The organism is Streptomyces sp. NPDC021115 (genome assembly GCF_044333065.1).
Lineage (GTDB): Bacteria > Actinomycetota > Actinomycetes > Streptomycetales > Streptomycetaceae > Streptomyces.
Genome location: NZ_JBIRQF010000069.1, coordinates 1 through 1081 on the forward strand (window position 1 = coordinate 1; position 1081 = coordinate 1081).

Annotated in this window: 1 protein-coding gene; it reads left to right on the forward strand. The window is 70.0% G+C overall.

Features of this window, described 5'->3' with window-relative positions; all coding sequences use genetic code 11:
• Positions 1 to 124: 124 nt before the first annotated feature.
• Positions 125 to 1078 (forward strand): IS481 family transposase, encoded by a 954-nt coding sequence (locus ACH4TL_RS45820; protein WP_398332179.1) that lies wholly within the window; start codon positions 125 to 127, stop codon positions 1076 to 1078.
• Positions 1079 to 1081: the final 3 nt, after the last annotated feature.

Here is a 1081-nt window from a genome sequence, read left to right on the forward strand (position 1 = left end):
CCTAGCTGTGTTGTCCCGGCACGTTGGTGACAGGCGACGCGCCGTGAGTGGTGCTTGAACGAGGCGAGGGCCTCTGGTTTCGGTGTGGATTGCGACATCTTCACCGGCACGCAGGAGGCCCTCGTTGATCCACCGTAACGCCCCGCTGACTCCGACCGGCAGGCTGCGTCTGGCCCGGTGCGTCGTCGAGGACAACTGGCCGCTGCGACGAGCGGCCGAACGCTTCCAGGTCAGCCACACCACCGCCGCCCGCTGGGCCCACCGCTACCGCCACCAGGGAACAGCGGGCCTGCACGACCGCTCCAGCCGCCCGCATCGCTCACCGCGCCGAACGCCGGCCGCCCTGGAGGAACAGGTCCTGCACAGGCGCCGTGAACACCGCATCGGCCCACTGCGGCTGGCGGCCCGCACCGGCATCGCCGCCTCCACCGCCCACCGCATCCTCCAACGCCACGGCCTGCCACCCCTGGCCACGCTGGACCGGGCCACCGGCGAACCCGTCCGCCGCTACGAACGCTCCCGACCAGGCGAACTGGTCCACATCGACGTCAAGAAACTCGGCCGCATCCCCGACGGCGGCGGCCACAAAATCCTGGGCCGAGCGGCCGCCCGCAAGAACAAGCGCGGGACCGGCTACGCCTACCTGCACACCGCCCTGGACGACCACTCCCGCCTGGCCTACACCGAACACCTGCCCAACGAGACCGCCCCCACCTGCGCCGCCTTCCTGGCCCGCGCCACCGCCTGGTTCGCCAACCACGGAGTCACCATCGAGCGCGTGCTGACCGACAACGCCTGGGCCTACAGCAAGAACACCTGGCGCCAGACCTGCCGCGACCTGGGCATCAGCCCACGCTGGACCCGCCCCTGGCGCCCCCAGACCAACGGCAAAGTCGAACGCTTCCACCGCACCCTGCTCGACGAATGGGCCTACCAGCAGCCCTACACCTCAGAAGCCAACCGCCAGGCAGCGTTTCCCGACTGGCTGGACTGGTACAACTACCACCGACCCCACACCGGAATCAGCGGCCACACCCCAGCCAGCCGCGTCACCAACCTCCCCGAACAGCACACCTAGCGC